We start from the raw sequence: 17,432 nt of genomic DNA on the forward strand, positions 1-17,432 counted from the left end.
CAATGCTGTTTGCGATCTCCATCGAAAGCGAGCCCGTGAACCAGCGCCACGCCAACCTGCAGATACTGGACGCCTTGTGGCGGTCGCCCGCCGATGCCGCCCTTCGCGATCCCGTCGCACTTCGGGCACAAGCCCGTTCGGCTGCTGCCCGCGGCGACAGGCTGAGTGCATTCCATCTTCATGTCGCGGCACTGGATGTCGATCCAAATAGTGCCGAAGGGCATTTCGAGCTCGGCACGCTCCTCTTCGGTATAGGCCAGATCGATGCGGCGATCTCGGCGCTCCACATGGCGGCTCGCTTCGCGCCGGCCAATCCGCAGGTCCGCCACAATCTCGGCCTTGCTCTTGCAAAGCAGGGTGATGCCGCGCTAGCCCGGTCAGAACTGGCCGAGGCGGTGCGGCTTGCGCCTGCCGAGACGACCTATCTCCGTTCCCTGGCGCTCCTCGACCTCTCGCTCGGACGGTCCCAGGACGCCGAATCTGGTTTCCGGCAGTTGATTGCGCGCGAGCCACGCGACAGCACGGCACACCGCAATCTCGCGCGGCTGGCGCGCTACGCCCCTGATGACCCGCATATCAAACAGATGGAGATGCTGCTCGACCGGGAGAGCCTGCCGCTTGATGCCGGCATCGACCTTGGCTTTGCGCTATTCGACGCACTCGGCAAGGCTGGCCTGCATGAGCGCGCTTTCCATCGGCTCAGAGAGGCCAACCTGCTCCGCCGCCGGAAATTCCCTTATGATGCATCGACCGAACGGCTGGTCTTCGAGCAACTCGCGGAATTCTTCGACGCAAAATTCTTCAGCGAAGCTCCGTCTACCGACCGTGCGACCAAGGGCCCGATCTTCATCATCGGCATGCCGCGTGCCGGCACAACCCTGATCGAGCAGATCCTGTCGAGCCACCCCGAAGTCGCAGCCGGCGGCGAGTCGATCGCCATGACAGACCTCGTGCGGCGCTTTCTCATCACGCCCGATGCCCCCGGTCTCTCGCTCTCGGCTGGCGCATTCTCGGTTGAGAAATGCGCGGAGATGCAATCCTCCTATCTCTCGGCCATGCGCGATGTCGCCGACCGTGCGCCGCACTTCACCGACAAGATGCCGCTGAATTTCCGCTGGGTTGGCATCATCGCGGCGATCATGCCGGAGGCCCGCTTCATCCATTGCCGCCGCGATCCGGTCGAGACCTGCTTCTCGATCCATTCCAGCTTCTTCGCGTCCGGTGGCAATCGCTACAGCCATGACCTCGACGATCTCGCGGGTTACTATCGGCAATACCGGTCCCTGATGGCGCATTGGCACGACGTAGTGCCCGGCCGCATCCTCGATGTCGATCTCGCCGATATCGTCTCCGACCAGGAGGACCAGACGCGCCGCCTGCTTGATTTCCTCAGTCTTGATTTCGACCCACGCTGCCTGTCCTTCCAGGACAATGGCAGCCAGGTCGCGACGCTCAGCAGCCTGCAGGTCAAGAAGCCCCTCTATGGCGGCCATTCCGACCGGCTCAAGCCCTATCTGCCGTATCTCGGGCCCTTGCTCGCGCTGCGCGACGACGCTTGAGCTGTTCTGCCGAAGCCTTGATAAACCTCTGCCGCCCCTTTGCGCTGCAGCGCGAAATATGGTGATAATCCCCGAAAAGAAGATCGGGGTTCTCCATGTATGAATATGCCTTGGCCTGGGAGTGGCTGGCCTTTGCCGTCCGTTGGCTGCACGTCATCACTGCCATCGCCTGGATCGGCTCGTCCTTCTATTTCATCGCGCTGGATCTCGGCCTGGTGAAGCGGCCCGGTCTGCCCGAAGGCGCCTATGGCGAGGAGTGGCAGGTGCATGGCGGTGGCTTCTACCACATCCAGAAATATCTGGTCGCGCCGGCCAACATGCCCGAGCACCTGACCTGGTTCAAATGGGAGAGCTACATGACGTGGCTCTCGGGCTTCGCCATGCTGGCCGTGGTCTATTATGGCGGCGCGGATCTCTTCCTCATCGACCGCCACGTGCTCGACGTTTCCGCTCCGGTCGCGATCCTGATCTCGATGGCCTCGCTCGCAGTAGGCTGGATCTTCTATGATCAGCTCTGCAAATCGCCCCTGGGCAGGAACACCTGGGGCCTGATGATCCTGCTCTACATCGCGCTGGTCATCATGGCCTGGGGCTATACGCAGGTCTTCACCGGCCGAGCCGCCCTCCTGCATCTCGGCGCCTTCACGGCCACGATCATGTCGGCAAACGTCTTCTTCATCATCATCCCGAACCAGAAGATCGTGGTCGCCGACCTGATCGCTGGACGGACGCCCGACCCGAAATATGGCCAGATCGCCAAGCAGCGCTCGCTGCACAACAACTACCTGACGCTGCCCGTCATCTTCTTCATGCTGTCGAACCACTATCCGTTGGCATTTGCGACCCAGTTCAACTGGATCATCGCCGCACTGATCTTCCTGATGGGTGTCACCATCCGCCACTGGTTCAACACCGTCCATGCCCGCAAGGGCGAACCGCACTGGACGTGGCTGATCACCGCGCTGCTGTTCGTCGCGATAATGTGGCTCTCGACCGCGCCCAAGATGCTGACCAGTGAGGATGAGACCGCGCTGGCGCCGATCTTCGAGCGCTTCAAGGCCGACCAGCATTTTGCCAAGGCGGCGGAGACGATTTCAACACGATGTTCGATGTGCCACGCCGCAGAGCCGGCGTGGGAAGGCATCATCTCGGCGCCCAAGGGCGTGCATCTCGACAGCGAGAATGGCATCGCCATGCATGCGCGCGAGATCTATCTGCAGGCCGCCCGCAGCCACGCCATGCCACCCGGCAATGTCACCGAGATGACGCCGGAAGAGCGCAAGCTGCTGGTTGCCTGGTATGAGAGTGCGGTGGCGAATTGATCGCCGCTGGCGTCAGTCTTCAAGAAGATCGGTCAGGTCGCAGACGATCTTGAAGCGGTGGACGAAGTCCTCGATCTTCTGGCGGTTTTTGCCCGTGATCCTGGCGCCCCGGCCGGCCACGCCCTTGTTGAAATGATCCCCGCTCGTGCCGCTGTTGCCGAGTTCTCCGGCGAGCTTGGCGGCGGTCGCCTCGTTGCCGCCCACACGTTCCACCAATTTTTCGGCCAATGCTTGCTTCGAGCCGAGAATGTCCTTTTCATAGTCGATCCACAGCGGATCGATAAAGCCTTCCTGTGCGGTCAGCCGCCAGCTGGCGTAATAGCGAGTATACCAGGGCAGCCGGTAATCGAGCAAGAATTCTAGGCGATCATCGAACTCCATGTCGTACCAGCCTTCCGGAAAGCCGAAATGCAGGTAGGGAGTGACGATGCTGGTGCCGCGTAGCTTCATGATGTGGTCATCGAAGCTGACAAATGTGTCGAAGAAGTTGCGCTTGGTGACCACCGGCGTGATGCCATAGAGTTCGGCCTGCTTGCCGAGATAGGGCGATGCGATCATGTGGTGATGGGCGACAAAACCTTTGGTGATAAAAGCCGCAGTGATCAGTGCCAGTTCGTCGACATCGTGATCCCGCAATCCGCCGCCGAACTGATACTGGCCGTAACTGCGCGCGGAGAGCAGGGTCAGACTGACGCGGGCGAGATCATAGGTCCGCTCCAGCGCGCCGGTGATGAAAGTGGATCCTGTCTTCGGTGCGGCGGCCACGAGGAGACGCTTGGTCTCGGTGTTAACCGCCACCATGCGCGCCATGGCAATGCTCTTGCCCCAGGCCTCTACGGTAAAAAGCGACGACGGTTGTACGGTGGATGGCAGATGCGGCACGCTGAAAGGATGGATTGTCGCGGCCATACCGAGCAGGTTCATCTTGAGTAACCCATCCTTCTCGGCAAAGACCTCGTCGGCCACGGCGCGGGCCGGATCGACCATGGTTGTTTCGACCAACCGCCACGCAACGGACTCTGTCTTGATCTGCCGCGAATTCGGTAGCTCGTTCATGGCCTACTCCTTTGGGAAGAGTGTGGGGGCATTCATGCTCGGATCGATGATCCATCGACGCTAATGGCCAAGCCTTGCCTGAGCCTAGAGCGTGTGGCATCGGCCACTTGTTGCGCTGCCGTCGGCAGGTGTTGGATGCGCCGGCGCACTCGACTATGCTAGCGCTTCGATATCAGCCCAACCCGACTTAGGATTTTTCATGACCCGACTGCTCCGTGGCCGTCTTCTCTCCTTTCTGCGCCAACCGGAAGACCTCAAGGACGACAGCAGCTACGTCTATCACGAGGATGGAGGTCTGCTGATCGAGCGTGGGAAGATCACGGCGATCGGCGACTATGCGGTGATCCGCAAGCAGGCGGCCGAGGACGTCGAGGCGATCGATCACCGGCCACATCTCATCATGCCGGGCTTCATCGATCCGCATATCCATTTCCCGCAGATGCAGGTGGTCGGCTCCTATGCCGGCAATCTCCTGGAATGGCTGAACACTTATACTTTCGTCGAGGAGCAGCGCTTCGTCGACCCCGCCCACGCCGCCCGGATCGCGTCAAAATTCTTCGATGAACTTGTCCGCTACGGCACGACGACCGCAGTCGCCTACTGCTCGGTGCACAAGGTTTCCGCCGATGCCTTCTTCGCCGAAAGCTTCAGGCGCAACATGCGCATGGTCGCCGGCAAGGTGATGATGGATCGCAATGCGCCGCCCGGCCTGTGCGATACGCCCCAGAGCGGCTATGATGATACCAAACAGGTCATAGCCGACTGGCATGGCAAAGGACGCAACCACGTTGCCATCACGCCGCGCTTCGCCATCACCTCGACGCCTGAGCAGATGGAAATGTCCCAGGCGCTGGCCGGCGAATTTCCGGATCTCCACATCCAGACGCATCTCTCGGAAAATCTCGACGAATGCCGGTTCGCCGCTGAGCTCTATCCGGAGGCAAAGGACTACACCGATATCTATGCTCGCTATGCTCTGCTCGGCCGCAAAAGCCTGTTCGGTCATTGCATCCATCTCTCGGATCGTGAAGCGGACGCGATGAGCGAGAGCGGTTCGGTGGCGGTGTTCTGCCCGACCTCGAACCTCTTCCTCGGCTCAGGCCTCTTCGGTCTGAAACGCCTCGAGCGCCGTCCCAAGCCCGTCCGCGCCGCCATTGCTACCGACATCGGCGGCGGTACCTCCTATTCGATGCTGCGGACGCTGGACGAAGGCTACAAGGTGCTGCAGCTCCAGGGCGATCGCATGACGCCGCTCGAGAGCTTCTACCGCATGACCCGCGGCAATGCCGAGGCGCTCGCGCTTGAAGACAGGATCGGGACGTTGGATGTCGGCTCCGATGCGGATCTGGTGGTGCTGAATGCCGCGTCCGTACCGGCCATGGCGCTCAAGATGGAGGTGGTCTCGACGCTGGCCGAGGAACTCTTCCTGATGCAGACGATGGGCGATGATCGGACGATCGTGGAGACCTATGTGGCGGGGCAAGCGGCGAAGTCGGGGATTGCTTGAAGGTTGCAGGAACGATGTGTATATTCTGCTCGGACGATACACATTGGAGTCTGGCATGCGGACCAATATCGATATCGACGACAAGCTTTTGAAGAAGGCGATGAAGGCTACGGGCCTTAAGACCAAGAAGGCAGTGGTTGAAGAAGCCCTTGAGCAACTCGTGCGAGAACGTGAAGGGCGTGCTGCGCTTCAAAGGCTCTGGGGAATTGGTTGGGAAGGCGATCTGGATGAGATGCGAAAGGATTTCATGCCGGTATCGGAACAATGATTTTTGTCGATTCCTCGGTCTGGATAGATCTTTTCAAAGAAATCGATAATGAGGAGACTCGGAAACTCCGCAACGTTCGCTCGATCAAGGATATCCTTGTCGGCGACCTCGTCATGTATGAAGTCTTGCGCGGTGCGCGGAGCGACCTTCATGCGCGACAGCTAGAGAGAGAATTCCGGCATTTTCACATTGAACCGATTCTAAGTCCCGATATCGCGATCAAATCTGCAACGAACTATCGCACGTTGCGTTCACTTGGAGTGACAATCAGAAAAGAGGCCGATGTTGTAATTGGTACCTACTGCGTGCAACATGGGCATGCCCTTCTTCATCGGGATAGAGATTTCCGCCCGATGGTGGAGCACCTCGGCCTGGTCGAGTTCTAGCCCTCATGCATCTGCGTAGCCCTGCGGCTGCTGCCTCAGCCGCTCGATATCCCGCTGCGGTGGCGCGCCGAACAGGCGTTTATATTCCCGACTGAACTGAGAGGGGCTCTCGTAGCCCACCGAATGGCCCGCGGTCGCTGCGTCGAGCGATCGCGTCAGGATCAGCCGGCGCGCCTCCTGCAGCCGCAGCTGTTTCTGGTATTGCAGCGGGCTCATCGCCGTCGCGTCGCGGAAATGCTGGTGGAGCGACGAGGGGCTCATGCCTGACAGCGAGGCGACTTCCTCGATCGTGAAGGCGCGGCTGTAATTCTCCTGGATCCAGCTGATCGCGCGGCCGACATGCCGATGGCGATGCTGTGGCTCGAACATGCGGCGGATGAAGCCCGCCTGTTCGCTCTTGAGCAGCCGGTAGAGGATTTCGCGCTCGATCAGCGGCGCCAGTTCGGCGATATCATCGGGCGTTTCATGCAGCTTGAGCAGGCGGATCATGGCATGGAGCAGATCGGGCTGTGTGCTGCCGATCGAGAGGCCGAAATCGGTCTCGGCCGGCGCCGGCGGCATTTTCAGCAGCAGTTCCGTGCAGAGATCCGGATCGAGCTCCAGCTTCATCGACAGGTAAGGCTCTTCTTCGCTGGCATCGATCACCTGCCCGATCACAGGCAGGTCGCAGGACACGAGAAGTTGCTGGGAGGCCTCGTAGCGAAAGGTCTGGTCGGCGATGATCATCTGCTTGCGGCCTTGGGCTATGATGCAGATCGCCGCCTTGTGGACACCATGCATAGGCTCGCTCGGCCTGGAAATCCGGACGATCGAAACACGCGGTACCGCCGTTTCGTGTACCCCATCGCGTTCGGCGTATCGGGCAATCGTCTCTGCCAGTTCCTGTAGATCACTCATCTGTATCGTCCAATTTTCATTGAAAGTCTGCCTTTCGCACTACAGAGATAGCCTAGAAATCCAAACCTACCAATCGCTGAATTTCAGCTTTGTAGGATTGTGCAATCATGGTGGAGGATCTGTCTATCACTTTTCCGAAGCGGTGCGCTATACCAGTCCCCGTTGGATCAACCAAATTTCAGAAAGGAAAGACCATGACGCAGAACAGTCTCATCCATGTCATTTGGGATTTCCCGGCGATGCTTTTCAATATGGGCGCCAAGAAAATCCGCAAATATGTTGCCGACCGCGAAAACGAGGAAGCGAGGTGGCTCAATGGCTAAAGAAGGAATTTTGTTGGGCACGCTGACCTTTTCGCTGTCACTGATCGCTGCGTTCGCATCAATGGGCTTTGCCCCCGCGGATGGAGCGCGCAAGCGCAACGAAACCGAGATGGGGGTTGGAATGACGTCACAAGCCTATTCAGGTCTCTGGGTGACCGCCGACGGCTTTATCCGCCACGAACTCCTGCCCGACGGCCGCTATGTCGAGGCCCGAGGCGAAAAGGAAAAGGCCTATGAGGGCCGGTACCTGGTTTTGGGCGATCACATAGAGTATCGCGACGACACTGGCTTCACGGCCGATGGCGATTTCAAGGACGGCATCCTCTATCATGCCGGTATGGTTCTCTATCGCCGGGATAGCGTCTGAGGCGTGAGGTCGGCGTAGTCCTTGGTCAGTAATGGAAACGGCATTGGGCGATGATCAGGATCTGGTCATCGCCCTTTCCTTTGATCTCATAAACCAGACGGTGTTCATGATTGATCCGCCTCGACCACATCCCCATATGGTCTCCCTTGAGCGGCTCCGGTTTGCCGATACCGTGGAAGGGATGTCGCATCGCGTCCCTGAGCAGTTCGTTGATGCGTTCGACCAATTTCGGATCATTCTGCTGCCAATGGGCACAATCTTCCCAACCCTGGTCCGTGAAGGCCAGCAGCATGTCAGTTGTCGTTGACGCCGGGAATAATCTTTTCCGAATACCGACCTGCTTCGATGTCGGCCTTTCCCGTCTGCAGGCGTGCCGCGTTGGCGGGGGACGAGAGCAGATAGAGGGTTTCCATCATGCCCTCATACTCCTCCTTGCTCATCAGCACGGCGGACGGCTTGTCACGCCGGACGATTTCGACGGGCGCGGCATCGTCGTTGACCTTGTCGAGTAGGCTTGCGAACTCGGCGCGCGCTTTGGAGAAGACAATCGTATCCATCTATCACCTCAATGACTTGTACAATATATGGCACAAGTCATGGATGTTTTCAAAATTCACGTCATCAGTTCGAACTTGTCGACGTCGACGAGACCCTTGTCCGAGATCTTGAGATGCGGGATGACCGGCAGCGGCAGGAAGGCGAGTTGCAGGAAGGGCTCTTGCAGAGTGGAGCCGAGCGCATAGGCGGCCTGACGCAAGTGGTGGAGCGTGTCGCGGACCTGCTCATAGGGTTCGAGGCTCATCAGGCCCGCGACGGGCAGCGCGATTTCGCCGGTGATCCTGCCATCTTCCACGACGACGAAGCCGCCATGGATTTCGGAGAGGCGGTTGGCGGCCAGCGCCATGTCGTCGTCATCGGCGCCGACAACGCAGATATTGTGGCTGTCATGGCCCACCGTCGAGGCGATGGCGCCCTTTTTCAGGCCGAAGCCCTGGACGAAGGCGGTGGCGATGTTGCCGTTCTTGCCGTGTCGTTCGACGACGGTGACTTTCAGTACGTCGTTGACGAGATCGACCGCAGTTTCGTTGCCTTTGTTGGGCAGGCGGATGCGGCGGTGTTCGGTGATGATCTTGCCGGGAATCACGCCGAGGACGGAACTGTCGCCATCGCGGGCCGGCACAGCGAAGTCGGCGGCGGTGACCTTGCGCGCCCGGACGCTGTCGAGGCCGACCGGCTCGACAGATTTGCGGGTCGCGAAGAGTTCCGGCGTGACCTTGCGGCCGCCTGAGAACACTGCTTCGGCCTTGCAGTTTTCGAGACTGTCGATGACGACCAGATCGGCGCGCCAGCCGGGCGCAACCAGCCCGCGGTCACGCAGACCGAAGGCGCGGGCGGCGGAGATGGAGGCGGCGCGATAGACGGCCAGGGGTTCGGCGCCCAGCGAGATCGCGGTGCGGATGAGGTAGTCGAGGTGGCCCTGCTCGGCGATGTCGAGCGGGTTCCGGTCATCGGTGCAGAGCGCGATATGGGGCGACAGACGCTCGGTGATGATGGGGGCCAGCGCGTGGAGGTCCTTGGAGACCGACCCCTCGCGGATCAGGATATGCATGCCCTTGCGGATCTTTTCGAGTGCTTCCCTCGCCGTCGTGCATTCGTGATCGGTGCGGATGCCGGTGGAGAGATAGCCGTTCAGGTCCATGCCCGAGAGGAGCGGCGCATGGCCGTCGATATGGCCGTCCTGGAAGGCTTCGAGCTTTGCAAGTGCTATCGGGTCTTTGTGGACCACGCCGGGATAGTTCATCATTTCGGCGAGGCCGACGACCTTGGGATGCTTGCGGAAGGGCAGCAGGCGCTCGATAGGGAGATCCGCGCCCGAGGTCTCGAGATGGGTGGCGGGAACGCAGGAGGAGAGCTGGACGCGGACGTCCATGATCGTCTCCAGCGCGCAATCGAGGAAATATTGCAGGCCCTCGGTGCCGAGCACATTGGCGATTTCATGCGGGTCGCAGATGACGGTCGTCACGCCATAGGGCAGGACGCAGCGGTCAAATTCCAGCGGCGTGACCAGCGAGGATTCGATGTGCAGATGGGTGTCGATGAAGCCCGGCACGACGATGCGACCGGAAATGTCGATCTCGGTGACTCCAGAATAGGCGCCGCAGGTGCCGACGATGCGGTCCTCGCAGATCGCGATGTCTGACTCGATCAATTCCCCCGTGACGAGGTCGAAGAAGCGGCCGCCCTTGAGCACGATGTCGGCCTTCTCGCGGCCGGTGCCCTGGTCGATCATCCGTTCGAGTCTGCCCATCCGATACTCCCATCCTGATTTGCGGCAGATTAGCCGGGGCGTATGGCGAAGCCAATGAAAAGGATCAGAGCCAGTTGATGCGCTTGAGGATGAACAGTGTCATCGCTGACATGAACAGCACGAAGCCACCGACGGCGATGAAGGCGTAGTCCTCATGCACGCCGGGAATGCCGCCGACATTCATGCCGAAGAGACCGGCGACAAGGCTGGGCGGCAGGAGCAGCGCGGCAAGAGCCGCGAGCCGGTTGGAATTGTGGGCGATGCGTTCGCTGATGACGGTCGAGAGGTCGTCATGCAGGATGCCGGTGCGGTCGCGGATCGAGTCGAGATAATCGATGAAGCGCAGCAGCTTGTCGATCACCTCGCGCATGCGGAGCTTGTCGCGGCCGGTGAGCCAAGGCGCGTCGTCATGCTCGATGCGGGAGAGCGCGTCGCGCTGGGGTGCAAGATAGCGCTTGAGCTGGACGGAGCGGCGGCGGAGCAGCTTGAGCCGCTCGCGCACCTCGCCGGCATTGCCCTCGAAGACGAGGTCGTCGAGTTCGTCGCATTCCTCGTCCATCTGGTCGAGCATGGGTTCGAGGTCGCGGACGAGCTTGTCGCTGACGAGTGCCAGGAGTTCGCCGGTGCTGCGCGGACCCTTGCCGGTTTCCAACGCCAGGCGAATGTCGCGCAGCGCGGTCAAATAATGGCCGCTGTCGCGGAGCGAGACGAGGCGGTGCTCGTCGACCCAGATGTGGAGCGGAACTAGGTCGATATCCTCGCGCTTCTCCTCGGCCTCTTCGGGCGGGGCGCCGCAGAGACCGCGCAGGATGATGAGCAAGCCGTCGTCGATCGGCTCGACGCGTGGGCGGGAATCTTCCTCGACCAGTGCCTCGGCGACCAGCGAGTCGAAGCCGCCGCGTTTGGTCACCCAGTCGACGGTGGCGGGATGGTCGCGCTCGAAATGGAACCAGACGGTGCCGTCGGCCGGTGTCCAGGCTGAAAGCCGGGCCATGGTCAACGGTGCGCCGCCGCCCTTGCCGTCGAGCAGCAGCGCAAAGCGCAGCCCGGGCTCGGCGCCATAGCTGAGATTGGGTTTCTGTCGCTCCAGCATGGCCGCCTCCTGCCGATGTCGGATATGTCGGGCCGCATGATAGGACCGATTCCGCTCAGGGTGAAGTGTTCCTTTCCCATGGCCCGAAGGCGCGGAGCTTGCGCCCCGGCTGCGCCTTCGGGATGTCTGAGCCAACTCGCCCTCCTCTGGTCTGCCGGGGGCGATCTTGTTCCGATATCTCGTCTCTTCTTCCATCGAGCCACGTCTCCTCGTTCACGCGAGCCGTTCTGCCCCGTGGTTTGACCATGCACGTCTCCCGATCCCCTTGCCTTCGCATGAAGGATCGGCCGGGGCACGAAACCGTGCCACAGTTAGTGACCGGCGTGGACCGGTCGGTAAGACACGCTTCCGTGCCCCGTTCGGTGGTTTTTCCCGCGCAACTCCGGTCCCTCTGCGTCACCGGATGCCTTGGGAACGGGGACGCTTGTTCAGCCTACCCGCCCGCGATGTGAGACCCGCCATCCATCGCTGGCATGTCGGGCCCGCGGGACCATCAACCCCCGCCTGGCATCCGATGCCTCCTATGCCTCACAGGCACGCCAGGCCCTTTTTCAGGCCTGAGGAGGACCATTTTCTGCACGGGCCCTGATATGGAGCTTTGCGTCGTCTCTCCATGCCAGGCACCGGCCCCGCCTCGACGCATCGCCATGCGTTGTAGCCGATGCGGGACGGGGGTGATTATCGCATGGGTGAAACGGGCGGGGATGAAGGGGATGAAGATTTTTTTGCGCGTTCAGGCAGGGTTCGTTTGAGGGTTCAGAATCTTCGCTTTCTCAAGAGTGCGCGCTGAAACGAATTATCATTTGCATGCGAATGAACGTCGTCTTCGTGAAACAAGCGGTCTCTAAATCCTATCCTCAAGTTGACAGGGATCAAACTGGAGAGAAAGGGGAAGGGCATGGCAAACGTCATCATCGCAGTGCTCGCCACCGTTCTCGGCTTCACCACCTCGGCCGTCGTCACAGAGGTCCGCAGCCAGGGTCCCGCAGCCGCTCCCCTCGTGGCGGCTGAAATACCGGCGCAGTTTCGGCCGATCCACGCGGCCGAACCGCCGGCTTTCGTTTCCACCAGGGCGCCCGGTTGGAATGAGCAAAGCAAGGTGATGGTCATGGTTTCGGCCCGGGCATTCGTTGCCACGCGGTCGGTGGGTGTGGAGCGGTAAGCGGCAGCGGTGCCTAGGCGGGCTAACCGAGCCGCAAAGGACAGTCCCGCATGCAAGGTTCGCCGGCTAACTTGACACTGTGATGACGGGTTCCGAATGGACCTAATACCAAGGATCGATCCTATGGGTTCCTATCGTCAATCCTTGGCATAAGCTCTTTCTGCGTCCGGTGACATTTCAATCTGCGCGCCAAGCCACCATCTAAGGCAAATGCCGAGAAGACCACCCTCCACCTCAATCGCCGCATTCGCGCTCTGGGCAGTCCTGCTGCCCGTGAAGCTCGTGATCGCGCTGGCGGTTTTTGTCGACGAGCTTCTCCGGCCGGTCTATCTGCCGGTCGTCAGAAGAATTCTGGGTCATCCCTTTTTTGTCTTTCTCGACCGGCAAGTCTCTGCACTTCCGCGTTGGGCGATACTCGTTGTCTTCGCCGTTCCGTTTCTGGTCGCTGAGCCCCTCAAGCTGGTTGCCCTCATCCTGTTCGCCAAGGGCAGGGTGGTCCTTGGCTTGATTACATTCCTGCTTGCGCAGCTTCTTACCTTCGTACTTGTCGAGCGCATCTACCACGCGGGACGCGCCAAGCTGCTCAGCTATCGGTGGTTCGCCTGGGTTGCCGATCGGGCAGGAGAGATCCGGGACGTCTTCCGGAATATGAGCCGGCGCATCATCCGTCGTCTAAAGGTACTGATTCGCCGTCATGCCTGACGGGGTCGGGCAGGGTGGATAACGAATTCAGCGTTTGGAGAGAGGCCGTCGAGCAGCAAGTCGAGGCTTTTTTCGGAAAGCGCTGTCACCGCGTTGCTGTGGCCGTCTCGGTCTTAGGTGTAGTTCGGGTCGCGGTGGCGACGCTGCGCAAGAGGGTCGGCAGGACGCGAACCGTCGGCGGGGCAAGAATTGCCGCGGTCGACTTGAGAATTTTGCGAAATTTCATCGGGGTGCTCCAAAGCTGCAGTAATAAACACCTGTGGCGCGGACAAGGTTCCAACCAAAATGGAAAAGGGGCCGTCACTTCGGCTTGCGCAGGCCTTCCATCATCATGCGGAAGCCGGCCAGGGCCTGCTGTGAGACCTCCTCCGGCTTGTCCGCGTTGGCGATCCACAACGCCATGTGGCTGCTTGCGCCATTGATCAGGCGGGCGGCGGCTTCGGTGTCTATGTCGATGATCTCGCCATCGGCCTTGAGCCTCTCGATGCTGCGGCTGAGCGTTGCGATGCAGCCCGGCGCGTTCTGCCATTGCGAAATGTCACCGAGTACGGCCGGCGCGTCGCGGAACATGATGCGCTGGATTTCGGGCTCGAGCGCCATTTCGATATAGGCTGCGCATTCGTCGACGAAGCCCTGCCAGCGGGTAGAGCCGGCGGCGTTGACCTTGTTGAGGCGGACGGTCATCTCCGTGTCGATCTCCTCGATCACCGCCTTGAGCAGGCCCTTCTTGTCGCCGAAATGATGATAGAGCGCGCCGCGCGTCAGCCCCGCTGCGCTGGTGAAATCATCCATCGAGGCTTCCGCATAACCGATCGTGCCGAAGGCATGGCGGCCGGCGGCGAGAAGCTTGGCGCGGGTCTCGGCGATCATTTCTGTACGCAGCTTTGCCATCGCGTCTCCTTTTTACATACGTGACGTATGTCAGTGTTGACATACGCGGCGTATGTGATTATCTCGTTCACATACGCCGCGTATGTAATCACTGCATTCGATATCTGACAGGAGCGTGCCATGTCAAATCCGTATAGAGAGATCTTCGCGACGCCGGGGGCCAAGGGCTTCTCCGCGGCCGGCTTCTTCGCCCGCCTTCCCGTTGCCATGGCGCCGATCGGCATCGTCGCCATGCTGTCCCAGACCCATGGCGAGTACTGGCTCGCCGGTGCGGTCTCGGCGACATTTGCGCTGACCAATGCGCTGATTTCGCCGCAGATTTCGCGCTATGTCGACCGGCTCGGCCAGTCGGCGATTCTCATTCCGACGACGATCATATCGGTCGCAGCCTTCAGCGCGCTGATCCTCGCTGCAAACCAACATTGGCCGGCCTGGACGCTGTTTCTCTCGGCCTTTCTTGCTGCGGTGATGCCGAGCATTCCAGCGCTGCTGCGGGCGCGCTGGAGCGAGCTCTTCCGCAACCGGCCGGAGCTCAACACCGCCTTTGCCTTTGAAAGTGCGGCCGACGAACTGGTCTATATTGCCGGCGCCTCGCTCTCCGTGGGACTTGCGGTGGCCCTGTTTCCCGAGGCGGGTATGCTGATCAGCACGGCCTTCCTGGCGCTCGGCTCGTTCGCCTTCATCGCCCAGCGCGGCACCGAGCCGAAGGTGCGGGCCGTCGAGCCTGGCGTCACCCGGGGCTCAGCCATCCGGCTGCGTGCCGTGCAGATCATCACCGCAGCGCTGATCTTCGTCGGCGCGACCTTTGCGACCGCCGAGGTGAGTGTAGTGGCGATCACCAAGGAGCTCGGCCAGCCCAATGCGGCGAGCCTGGTGATCGGCGTCTATGCGCTCGGTTCCTTCGTGCTCGGCCTGGTGCTCGGTGCGCTCAACCCCAAGCTGGCGCTCGAGAAGCAGTTGCTGATCGCGACCGGCGTGCTGACCGTAACCGCGCTGCCGCTGGTCGTGGCGGGGAGTTCCGTGGCCCTTCTGGCACTCGCCGTCTTCGTCAGTGGCATCTCGATCTCGCCGACCTTCATCACCGCCTTCGGCCTGATCGAACGGCGCGTGCCCGAGGCCCAACTCACCGAGGGCGTGACCTGGGTGATGACCGGCATCGGCATCGGGATGGCACTCGGCGCCTTCGTCACCGGCTGGGTCGTGGACAATTTTGGGGCACAGAACGGCTTCTGGGTGTCGGTGGCAGCGGCGGGTTCGGCAGCGGTGATCATCGCGCTCGGCCAGCGGGTTCTCGCCGGCGACAGCGATTGCAATGGGGAATGTGTGCTGCAGGCGGCCGAATAGTCGTTCAAGGAAGCAGAAAAAATGGGTCGGACGGAAATTCCTCGTTCGGCCCATTTTCGTTCGCCTGGCGAGATCAGACGATATGTTGCATTCCCATTATCGGCCGTATCCTTCCGCCGACAATGTGACGGTTTCATCTATTCCATAGCCGGCAGGGCCTGGCGATGCGGCGAGGCTGGCCTGCGAGATGAGCAGCGTTGCCGTGATTGCGCTGAGAACGGTTACGGCGAGCGCGAGCGCCCGCAGATTTGGGGTGCGGTGATCCGGTTTCACTGTCGAGATCCTCTGTTGTTCAAGGAAGTCGCGACGAGTCGAACCGTTCCGAAAATTCTTTGATTTCTCAGCTATTTCAATAATTTGATAAAGGGTGTCATGATTGTGGCCTGACCGTGAGTTGAGGGCACGCAGCCGCCTTCATGGGCAGGCTCAACATTCCCCGCCAGGTTCGGTCGCCTCTCAACGGCACTGCCGCCGCGGTCCGCCATCGAACGGCTGGTAGCTGTTGTCTTCCGGACGATAGGAGCGGTAGCGGTCGAAGCAGGATTGCACATGGTCGCCATCGGCGTAAGGGTTCACGCTGTCTTCGTAGGCGACCTGTTCCAACGGCCGCCGCTCGGTATCCATGACCGGTTGTGCATGAGAGGCGGCGGCGACCGGATCGGTGTCTTCGGTGACCTCGCCCGGGGCCGTGGCGGTGGTCAGGACGGAATAGGGCGACTCGCAGGCGCGGCGCCCGCCGCCATAGGGACGATAGCTGTTGTCCTCGGCATTGTAGGAGCGGTAGCGGCGGGCGCACCAGGCGGCATGGGCGGTGCTCCGCCAGGTATTGGCGGCCGGGTCCGTTGTCGGGTCCTCGATGGCACCTGTGGTTACGGGGTCTACCGTCGCAGCGTTACTCAACAAGGTGGTCTTGATGGCTTTTGCACCCAGTCCGTCGATATGGTTGGCGGCGACCTTTTCCGCCTTGGGCAGGATACGTGCCGGCAGCCGCTCGAAGGACTGAGATTTCCTGTCGATCGAGACCGGTTCTGTGGACCACAGCGATGCTGTATTCCGTGCATCGAGCCGGTGGCCGGGCTCGCCGGCATTGAGATAGGTCAGTGCGAGCGCCAGACCCGCAACGAATGTCGTCAGAGACAGGAGAAGAGCTGCTATCAGGGCCGCGATCGTCTTCATGGCGCTCTCCATTCGCAAGGCGATTTTCATCGAAATGCCCTGAATCCGGAGAGGTTCCGAAGTCTGCCAGGATGAGCAGTGCGAAATTTCGCACTGGCGGATGGAACTTTTTCCTACATATTAAGGATGTGCTAATGATTCGGGGGCGGACGTATGGCGCGTTTCACAGGGACGCTTGAGCCGGGCGAATTCATCATTGTCCAGGACGTTTTCAAGCGGTTGACACAGGACGCATGCTTCAAGGACGACGGCGACAAGAAGGATTGGCTTGGCCGCTTCATCATCAATGCCTATCAGGGCGGCATCACCGACAATGACCGGCTCTACCAGCACTGCCTGGCAGCGTCATCGACGATAGCGAAAGCCCCGCCAGTGTTTCCGAGTTTCTGACGGCCCCTGTCGGAGAGAGTCAGCGGACGTACCGAGTTGTTTCCGGTGCGGTTGACCAACCGATTATCAACAGAAAACGCCCGCTTCATCAGCGGGCGTTTCGCATGGGAGGACATTGGTTTGGCGGGCGGAGATCCGCTCAGCGCCTTGCCTGACTGGCTTAGCGGACCGAGGCGCGGGCCAGAGCCGGGATCTGTTCTCTACTGACGCCGATGTCCTGCAGCGCGCGGCCATTGAGGCGACCGAGTTCAGTGAGGGCGCGGCGATAAGAGAGCCAGTTGTTGAAGCTACGTGCGACGTTCATGATAATCCCCTTTCGTGGGTCTTGGTGACGTCGGCTTCCGTTCTTCGGTCCGGCGTCTTGATGACCTAGATATGGGGATCGTCCGTTTCGGCAGTAGGAGCATAACGATCAAGCCAGCCATGCGACTGATGCATGGGCCGGTTGTTGAACGACTGTGGGCGCCTAGAAGGCGAAACAATCCTTGCTGAGATCATCGACGTCGACGCCCGTCAGCTTCCGCCCGACGTGCTGTTGAAACAATGGCGGGCGATAACGCGTTTCGTATCTCCCTTGCAAAGATATGCAACTCAGCCGGTCGCTCTCGCGGCCGGTTTTTCTTTTTTGTCAATGTGTTCCCCCGGTTGCAGCCATCGCGCCGAGCGTGAAGTAGAAGGGTG

At 60.6% G+C, this 17,432-nt stretch carries 21 protein-coding genes; 11 read left to right on the top strand and 10 right to left on the bottom strand.

Annotated elements, in window-relative coordinates; all coding sequences use genetic code 11:
- The first annotated feature begins 2 nt into the window (after positions 1 to 2).
- Together AC2YI2_RS05135 and puuD are read left to right on the top strand one after the other, a co-directional pair.
- Positions 3 to 1,559 (top strand): tetratricopeptide repeat-containing sulfotransferase family protein, encoded by a 1,557-nt coding sequence (locus AC2YI2_RS05135; protein ID WP_487385366.1) that lies wholly within the window; start codon positions 3 to 5, stop codon positions 1,557 to 1,559.
- Positions 1,560 to 1,654: 95 nt separating this feature from the next.
- The gene (gene puuD, locus AC2YI2_RS05140) at positions 1,655 to 2,881 is read left to right on the top strand and encodes a urate hydroxylase PuuD (protein WP_487385367.1); all 1,227 of its coding nucleotides are present in this window, start codon (positions 1,655 to 1,657) and stop codon (positions 2,879 to 2,881) included.
- A gap of 12 nt (positions 2,882 to 2,893) precedes the next feature.
- Here puuD and AC2YI2_RS05145 read toward each other — a convergent pair whose 3' ends face one another.
- On the bottom strand, positions 2,894 to 3,937 hold the full coding sequence (locus AC2YI2_RS05145; RefSeq protein ID WP_487385368.1) for a hypothetical protein: 1,044 nt from the start codon (positions 3,935 to 3,937) through the stop codon (positions 2,894 to 2,896).
- 199 nt (positions 3,938 to 4,136) lie between these two features.
- Between AC2YI2_RS05145 and guaD the strand changes: the two genes are divergently transcribed.
- From guaD to vapC, 3 genes are read left to right on the top strand one after another with little or no spacing between them, the layout of a single operon-like run.
- Complete coding sequence (gene guaD / locus AC2YI2_RS05150) at positions 4,137 to 5,444, top strand: guanine deaminase (protein WP_487385369.1); 1,308 nt, start codon at positions 4,137 to 4,139, stop codon at positions 5,442 to 5,444.
- Positions 5,445 to 5,499: 55 nt separating this feature from the next.
- Positions 5,500 to 5,712, top strand: coding sequence for a type II toxin-antitoxin system VapB family antitoxin (locus AC2YI2_RS05155; RefSeq protein ID WP_487385370.1), 213 nt, complete (start codon positions 5,500 to 5,502; stop codon positions 5,710 to 5,712).
- Entirely contained in the window at positions 5,709 to 6,098 is a 390-nt protein-coding gene (vapC, locus tag AC2YI2_RS05160; protein ID WP_487385371.1) for a type II toxin-antitoxin system VapC family toxin, read from the top strand. The genes AC2YI2_RS05155 and vapC overlap by 4 nt, the downstream gene beginning before the upstream one ends.
- Before the next feature lie 3 nt (positions 6,099 to 6,101).
- Here vapC and AC2YI2_RS05165 read toward each other — a convergent pair whose 3' ends face one another.
- Entirely contained in the window at positions 6,102 to 6,995 is an 894-nt protein-coding gene (locus AC2YI2_RS05165; RefSeq protein ID WP_487385372.1) for an AraC family transcriptional regulator, read from the bottom strand.
- A gap of 194 nt (positions 6,996 to 7,189) precedes the next feature.
- Between AC2YI2_RS05165 and AC2YI2_RS05170 the strand changes: the two genes are divergently transcribed.
- Together AC2YI2_RS05170 and AC2YI2_RS05175 are read left to right on the top strand one after the other, a co-directional pair.
- Positions 7,190 to 7,318, top strand: a complete 129-nt coding sequence (locus AC2YI2_RS05170) for a hypothetical protein (protein ID WP_487385373.1) — start codon at positions 7,190 to 7,192, stop codon at positions 7,316 to 7,318.
- 109 nt (positions 7,319 to 7,427) lie between these two features.
- The gene (locus tag AC2YI2_RS05175; RefSeq protein WP_487385853.1) at positions 7,428 to 7,685 is read left to right on the top strand and encodes an Atu4866 domain-containing protein; all 258 of its coding nucleotides are present in this window, start codon (positions 7,428 to 7,430) and stop codon (positions 7,683 to 7,685) included.
- A 25-nt stretch (positions 7,686 to 7,710) separates the two neighbouring features.
- Here the strand turns inward: AC2YI2_RS05175 and AC2YI2_RS05180 are convergent, their stop codons facing one another.
- From AC2YI2_RS05180 to AC2YI2_RS05195, 4 genes are all read right to left on the bottom strand, one after another.
- Complete coding sequence (locus AC2YI2_RS05180; protein WP_487385374.1) at positions 7,711 to 7,977, bottom strand: Txe/YoeB family addiction module toxin; 267 nt, start codon at positions 7,975 to 7,977, stop codon at positions 7,711 to 7,713.
- 1 nt (position 7,978) lies between these two features.
- The gene (locus tag AC2YI2_RS05185) at positions 7,979 to 8,242 is read right to left on the bottom strand and encodes a type II toxin-antitoxin system Phd/YefM family antitoxin (protein ID WP_487385375.1); all 264 of its coding nucleotides are present in this window, start codon (positions 8,240 to 8,242) and stop codon (positions 7,979 to 7,981) included.
- Positions 8,243 to 8,298: 56 nt separating this feature from the next.
- Entirely contained in the window at positions 8,299 to 9,993 is a 1,695-nt protein-coding gene (gene ade / locus AC2YI2_RS05190; protein ID WP_487385376.1) for an adenine deaminase, read from the bottom strand.
- Between the two features lie 64 nt (positions 9,994 to 10,057).
- Positions 10,058 to 11,086, bottom strand: a complete 1,029-nt coding sequence (locus tag AC2YI2_RS05195) for a CorA family divalent cation transporter (protein WP_487385377.1) — start codon at positions 11,084 to 11,086, stop codon at positions 10,058 to 10,060.
- 898 nt (positions 11,087 to 11,984) lie between these two features.
- On the opposite strand from AC2YI2_RS05195, the gene AC2YI2_RS05200 reads away from it, so the two are divergent.
- Positions 11,985 to 12,248: a hypothetical protein gene (locus tag AC2YI2_RS05200; protein WP_487385378.1), complete on the top strand. Its 264-nt coding sequence runs from the start codon at positions 11,985 to 11,987 to the stop codon at positions 12,246 to 12,248.
- Between the two features lie 210 nt (positions 12,249 to 12,458).
- Positions 12,459 to 12,950: a hypothetical protein gene (locus tag AC2YI2_RS05205; protein ID WP_487385379.1), complete on the top strand. Its 492-nt coding sequence runs from the start codon at positions 12,459 to 12,461 to the stop codon at positions 12,948 to 12,950.
- 85 nt (positions 12,951 to 13,035) lie between these two features.
- Here the strand turns inward: AC2YI2_RS05205 and AC2YI2_RS05210 are convergent, their stop codons facing one another.
- Complete coding sequence (locus AC2YI2_RS05210) at positions 13,036 to 13,176, bottom strand: hypothetical protein (protein WP_487385380.1); 141 nt, start codon at positions 13,174 to 13,176, stop codon at positions 13,036 to 13,038.
- Positions 13,177 to 13,250: 74 nt separating this feature from the next.
- The gene (locus tag AC2YI2_RS05215; protein ID WP_487385381.1) at positions 13,251 to 13,841 is read right to left on the bottom strand and encodes a TetR/AcrR family transcriptional regulator; all 591 of its coding nucleotides are present in this window, start codon (positions 13,839 to 13,841) and stop codon (positions 13,251 to 13,253) included.
- A 120-nt stretch (positions 13,842 to 13,961) separates the two neighbouring features.
- On the opposite strand from AC2YI2_RS05215, the gene AC2YI2_RS05220 reads away from it, so the two are divergent.
- Positions 13,962 to 15,185: an MFS transporter gene (locus AC2YI2_RS05220; protein ID WP_487385382.1), complete on the top strand. Its 1,224-nt coding sequence runs from the start codon at positions 13,962 to 13,964 to the stop codon at positions 15,183 to 15,185.
- 456 nt (positions 15,186 to 15,641) lie between these two features.
- Here the strand turns inward: AC2YI2_RS05220 and AC2YI2_RS05225 are convergent, their stop codons facing one another.
- On the bottom strand, positions 15,642 to 16,361 hold the full coding sequence (locus AC2YI2_RS05225; RefSeq protein ID WP_487385383.1) for a BA14K family protein: 720 nt from the start codon (positions 16,359 to 16,361) through the stop codon (positions 15,642 to 15,644).
- Positions 16,362 to 16,514: 153 nt separating this feature from the next.
- Between AC2YI2_RS05225 and AC2YI2_RS05230 the strand changes: the two genes are divergently transcribed.
- Complete coding sequence (locus AC2YI2_RS05230; RefSeq protein WP_487385384.1) at positions 16,515 to 16,751, top strand: hypothetical protein; 237 nt, start codon at positions 16,515 to 16,517, stop codon at positions 16,749 to 16,751.
- A gap of 160 nt (positions 16,752 to 16,911) precedes the next feature.
- On the opposite strand, the gene AC2YI2_RS05235 is transcribed toward AC2YI2_RS05230, so the two are convergent.
- Positions 16,912 to 17,055 (bottom strand): DUF1127 domain-containing protein, encoded by a 144-nt coding sequence (locus tag AC2YI2_RS05235; RefSeq protein WP_487385385.1) that lies wholly within the window; start codon positions 17,053 to 17,055, stop codon positions 16,912 to 16,914.
- Positions 17,056 to 17,432 lie beyond the last annotated feature (377 nt).

This window comes from Rhizobium sp. SRI_017, assembly GCF_057586295.1.

Coding starts and splice junctions, on each gene's coding strand:
- AC2YI2_RS05210 (WP_487385380.1), bottom strand. CDS start 13,176: ATGAAATTTCGCAAAATTCTCAAGTCGACCGCGGCAATTCTTGCCCCG.
- AC2YI2_RS05205 (WP_487385379.1), top strand. CDS start 12,459: ATGCCGAGAAGACCACCCTCCACCTCAATCGCCGCATTCGCGCTCTGG.
- AC2YI2_RS05165 (WP_487385372.1), bottom strand. CDS start 6,995: ATGAGTGATCTACAGGAACTGGCAGAGACGATTGCCCGATACGCCGAA.
- AC2YI2_RS05175 (WP_487385853.1), top strand. CDS start 7,428: ATGGGGGTTGGAATGACGTCACAAGCCTATTCAGGTCTCTGGGTGACC.
- AC2YI2_RS05155 (WP_487385370.1), top strand. CDS start 5,500: ATGCGGACCAATATCGATATCGACGACAAGCTTTTGAAGAAGGCGATG.
- guaD (WP_487385369.1), top strand. CDS start 4,137: ATGACCCGACTGCTCCGTGGCCGTCTTCTCTCCTTTCTGCGCCAACCG.
- AC2YI2_RS05180 (WP_487385374.1), bottom strand. CDS start 7,977: ATGCTGCTGGCCTTCACGGACCAGGGTTGGGAAGATTGTGCCCATTGG.
- AC2YI2_RS05135 (WP_487385366.1), top strand. CDS start 3: ATGCTGTTTGCGATCTCCATCGAAAGCGAGCCCGTGAACCAGCGCCAC.
- AC2YI2_RS05235 (WP_487385385.1), bottom strand. CDS start 17,055: ATGAACGTCGCACGTAGCTTCAACAACTGGCTCTCTTATCGCCGCGCC.
- AC2YI2_RS05215 (WP_487385381.1), bottom strand. CDS start 13,841: ATGGCAAAGCTGCGTACAGAAATGATCGCCGAGACCCGCGCCAAGCTT.
- AC2YI2_RS05170 (WP_487385373.1), top strand. CDS start 7,190: ATGACGCAGAACAGTCTCATCCATGTCATTTGGGATTTCCCGGCGATG.
- puuD (WP_487385367.1), top strand. CDS start 1,655: ATGTATGAATATGCCTTGGCCTGGGAGTGGCTGGCCTTTGCCGTCCGT.
- AC2YI2_RS05145 (WP_487385368.1), bottom strand. CDS start 3,937: ATGAACGAGCTACCGAATTCGCGGCAGATCAAGACAGAGTCCGTTGCG.
- AC2YI2_RS05185 (WP_487385375.1), bottom strand. CDS start 8,242: ATGGATACGATTGTCTTCTCCAAAGCGCGCGCCGAGTTCGCAAGCCTA.
- AC2YI2_RS05200 (WP_487385378.1), top strand. CDS start 11,985: ATGGCAAACGTCATCATCGCAGTGCTCGCCACCGTTCTCGGCTTCACC.
- AC2YI2_RS05220 (WP_487385382.1), top strand. CDS start 13,962: ATGTCAAATCCGTATAGAGAGATCTTCGCGACGCCGGGGGCCAAGGGC.
- AC2YI2_RS05195 (WP_487385377.1), bottom strand. CDS start 11,086: ATGCTGGAGCGACAGAAACCCAATCTCAGCTATGGCGCCGAGCCCGGG.
- vapC (WP_487385371.1), top strand. CDS start 5,709: ATGATTTTTGTCGATTCCTCGGTCTGGATAGATCTTTTCAAAGAAATC.
- AC2YI2_RS05230 (WP_487385384.1), top strand. CDS start 16,515: ATGGCGCGTTTCACAGGGACGCTTGAGCCGGGCGAATTCATCATTGTC.
- ade (WP_487385376.1), bottom strand. CDS start 9,993: ATGGGCAGACTCGAACGGATGATCGACCAGGGCACCGGCCGCGAGAAG.
- AC2YI2_RS05225 (WP_487385383.1), bottom strand. CDS start 16,361: ATGAAGACGATCGCGGCCCTGATAGCAGCTCTTCTCCTGTCTCTGACG.